Below are 3522 nucleotides of genomic sequence, written 5' to 3' on the forward strand. Positions count from 1 at the left end.
CGGGCCGCCGGTCTGTGGCTGGGCGCCGTCCGTGACCACGGTCCCGCGCCACGCCTGGAGGGGGACGGGGACGGTCCGGTGACCGTCGCGGCGACGCTCCGCGAGGGCGAGGCGCTGGCCCTCGTGCTCGGTTACGACGGCGCGCCGCACGGACCGTTGACCATGGAGCTGGTCGACCGGATGCGGGACGAGACGCAGGACGCCTGGCGCGCCTGGGACGCCCGCAACAGCTACGAGGGGTTCGGGGCCGAGCACGTCCGGCGCAGCGCGCTGACCCTGCGCGGCCTGATGACCGCCGACACCGGCGCGCTGCTCGCCGCGGCCACCACCTCGCTGCCGGAGTGGGTCGGAGGCGGGCGCAACTGGGACTACCGCTACCTGTGGCACCGCGACGCCGCGCTGGTCGTCCTCTCGCTGATGCGCCTGGGCCACCGGGCCGAGGCGGGGGTGTACCTGCGCATCCTGCTGGACCACAGCGCCCGGGGCTCCGGCGCGCTCCAGCCGATGCTCGACGTGGACGGGCGCGCCGAGGGCGAGGAGACCGTGCTCGGGCACCTGGGCGGGTACCGCGGGTCGCGGCCGGTGCGCGTGGGGAACAGCGCCTTCGCCCAGCACCAGCTCGACGTGTACGGCCAGGTGCTCGACGCGGCGTTCGTCTATCAGCAGGCCGTGCTGGGCACCGGCGAGGAGCTGACCGCCGGTGAGCTGAGCGCCGTGTACGCGGTGGTGGACGAGGCGGCCCGCCGCTGGCGGGAACCGGACGAGGGCCTCTGGGAGGTGCGGACGGGGCGGCGGCACTGGACCGTCTCCAAGCTGTACGCCTGGGTCTGCTTCGACCGGGGCGTGCGCCTCGCCGAGCTGACCGGCGACGGCCGTCCCGCCCTGGACCACTGGCGCCGGCAGCGGGACGAGGTCCGCGAGGAGGTCCTCACCCGGGGGTGGAACGAGTCCGTCGGCGCCTTCACCCAGAGCTACGGCTCCGCGAACCTCGACGCCTCGCTGCTGGCGGTCCCGCTGCTCGGCTTCCTGGACGGGACCGACCCCCGGGTGGTGTCGACGCTGGAACGCGTCGACGAACGGCTCGGCGAGGACGGCTGGCTGGTCCACCGCTACGATCCGGTGGCCACCGACGACGGCGTCGGCGGTCCCGAGGGCGGCTTCCTGCTCTGTTCCTTCGCCATGGTCTCCGCGCTGGTGCTGGCCGGACGCGTGGACGAGGCGCGTCGGCGCTGGGAGGAACTCTGCTCCCGCACCGGCCGGTTCGGGCTCTTCTCGGAGGAGATGACCGTCCAGGGCGTCATGCTCGGCAACTACCCGCAGGCGTTCACCCACCTCGCCCTGATCAACGCCGCGATGAACCTGGACGCCGCAGGCTCCGAGGAGGCCCTGCGCGCCTGGGCCGCCCGCGACGGCCGCCGCGACGACCGCTGACAAGGCGGGGCCCCGAACCCCCGCCGGGGCTACTCCTCCCCGCCGTCACGCCGCGGGCGGGAGGCCCGGCTCGCGCTGCCGGCCAGCTCGCTGCCGAGCAGCGTCACCCTGGCCACACCACGTGCCCAGCGGGGGGCGTCGCCCCGCGCCGCCCAGTAGACGCAGCCGCAGCCGCCGAGGACGAGCAGGAGGAGGCCCCCCAACACCAGCACGAACACGCCGCCCCACCCCTTCTAGCCGACGACGTCGAGCGCCGTGCCGTACAGCCGGTCGACCTTGAGACGGAGGACCACGCGGCGCTCGTCGACGAGCTGCCGGAGGAAGGCCTCCTCGTCCTCGGGCTTCGCCGCCTCGGGGACCATCCCCAGCAGCTCCCGCCCCACCGCGTCGCCGGGCGCCGTCGTGACGTCGGAGACCTCGGCGTCCCCCTCGGCCACGGCGAACGACCACACGTCGCCGCCCTGCACGTGCAGCGCGGCGCGGGTGTTGCGGCGCAGGTGCGCCACCTTGACCCGCTCGGCCGTCGTCGAGAACCGCACGACGCGGGCTTCGGGGTCCCAGCTGTACAGCATGGTCGTCAGGTGGGGGTGGCCACTGCGCTTGACGGTGGCCAGCGTGCCGAACTGCTGGGTGCCGAGCAGGCTGGAGAGGGCTTCGTCGGACAGTGGGCGAGGCGCGGGTCCCTGGGTCATGTCCGGTGGGACGCGTGTGACGGCACATCAGTTCCCTTGCGGGGCGCACTTGTCGGCCTCACCGACCACCAGATTGCTGGCCCGCAGCGCCTCCACCAGCCAGGGCGGCGCCGAGGCGGTGGATCCGGTGGAGTAGGGCGGCTCAGGGGCGTACTCGATGACCAGCTGGATCGCCTCGGCGACCTGCGCACCGGACATCCGGCCGGTCATGTGGAGCGCGAAGTCGATGCCGGCCGAGACCCCGGCCGCCGTGCCGTACTTGCCGTCGACGACGATCCGCTCTCCCCCGACCGGGGTCGCGCCGTAGGCCTCCAGCATGTCGAGGCAGATCCAGTGCGAGGTGGCCCGGCGGCCGGCGAGGAGGCCGGCGGCGGCCAGCAGGAGGGAACCCGAGCAGACGGACGTGGTCCAGGTGGTGGCCGCGTCGGCCGTGCGGATCCACTCGAGCGTCGGCCGGTCGTCGAGGAGGGCCGCGCAGCCGGGGCCGCCGGGCACCAGCAGGACGTCCGGGTCGGTCATCTCGGAGAACGGCACGTCCGCGGTGAGGGCGAGGCTGCCCATGTCGGTGCGGACGGGGCCGGGGCGGGCGGCGGTGAAGACGACCTCCGCGCCGGGGATCCGGGAGAGGACCTCGTAGGGCCCGACCGCGTCCAGCGCGGTGTGGCCGTCGTACAGCAGGATGGCGATCTTCGTGGTCATCGGTTGCCTCCGTCGGGTGTGTGGGACAGGTGGGCGGGCGCCGACGGCCGGAATCGGCGCCGGTACTCCGCGGGTGACACGGACAGCGCGCGCAGGAAGGCCCGCCGCATGGCCTCGGGCGTGCCGTAGCCGCAGGCGCGGGCGACCTCGGCGACGCCGTCCCCGGTGTCCTCCAGCCGCCGGCGCGCCGCTTCGAGCCGGACCCCGTCCACGTACCGTCCGGGCGTCGCCCCCACCTCGGCGGCGAAGGCGCGGGAGAAGTGACGGGGCGACAGCGAGGCCCGGCCGGCCAGCGCCTCGACCGACAGGTCGGCGTCGGGGTGTTCGTCGATCCAGCTCTGCACCTCCCGCAGCGGGTCGCGCTGCGCGAGCTGTGCGGCGAGCTGGGTGCTGAACTGGGCCTGGCCGCCCGGCCTCCGCAGGAAGACCACCAGGTGGCGGGCCACCTGCAGCGCGACCTGGCGCCCGAGGTCCTCCTCGACCAGCGCCAGGGCGAGGTCGATCCCGGCGGTGACCCCGGCCGACGTCGCGACGGCGCCGTCCCGGACGTGGATCGGGTCCGTCACCACCTCGGTGTCGGGGTAGCGCCGCGCGAGCGTGTCGCAGTACGCCCAGTGCGTGGTGGCGCGGCGCCCGGCCAGCAGCCCGGCCTCGGCCAGCAGGAACGCGCCGGTGCAGACGGACACGATCCGCTCGGCGC

General features: G+C 74.8%; 5 protein-coding genes. 1 reads left to right on the plus strand and 4 read right to left on the minus strand.

Annotation, left to right across the window (positions count from 1 at the left end; translation table 11 throughout):
* Positions 1–1431, plus strand: a 1431-nt coding sequence (locus HW445_RS22925) for a glycoside hydrolase family 15 protein (protein WP_180222853.1), incomplete at its 5' end; no start/stop codon positions are given.
* 29 nt (positions 1432–1460) lie between these two features.
* Here HW445_RS22925 and HW445_RS22930 read toward each other — a convergent pair.
* The 4 genes from HW445_RS22930 to HW445_RS22945 form a co-directional block, all read right to left on the minus strand.
* Positions 1461–1649, minus strand: a complete 189-nt coding sequence (locus tag HW445_RS22930) for a hypothetical protein (RefSeq protein WP_180222854.1) — start codon at positions 1647–1649, stop codon at positions 1461–1463.
* Positions 1650–1664: 15 nt separating this feature from the next.
* Positions 1665–2123 carry a TIGR03618 family F420-dependent PPOX class oxidoreductase gene (locus tag HW445_RS22935; protein ID WP_180222855.1) on the minus strand — a complete coding sequence of 153 codons (459 nt, stop codon included), beginning with the start codon at positions 2121–2123 and terminating at the stop codon, positions 1665–1667.
* A gap of 27 nt (positions 2124–2150) precedes the next feature.
* A complete protein-coding gene (locus HW445_RS22940; protein ID WP_180222856.1) occupies positions 2151–2822 on the minus strand; it encodes a DJ-1/PfpI family protein in 672 nt (223 codons plus the stop codon).
* Positions 2819–3522 (minus strand): GlxA family transcriptional regulator (locus HW445_RS22945; protein ID WP_180222857.1); only part of this gene is annotated, 704 nt, incomplete at its 5' end. The genes HW445_RS22945 and HW445_RS22940, both read right to left, overlap by 4 nt.

It is taken from the genome of Streptomyces sp. UH6 (assembly GCF_013421635.1).
Taxonomy (GTDB): domain Bacteria; phylum Actinomycetota; class Actinomycetes; order Streptomycetales; family Streptomycetaceae; genus Streptomyces; species Streptomyces abyssomicinicus.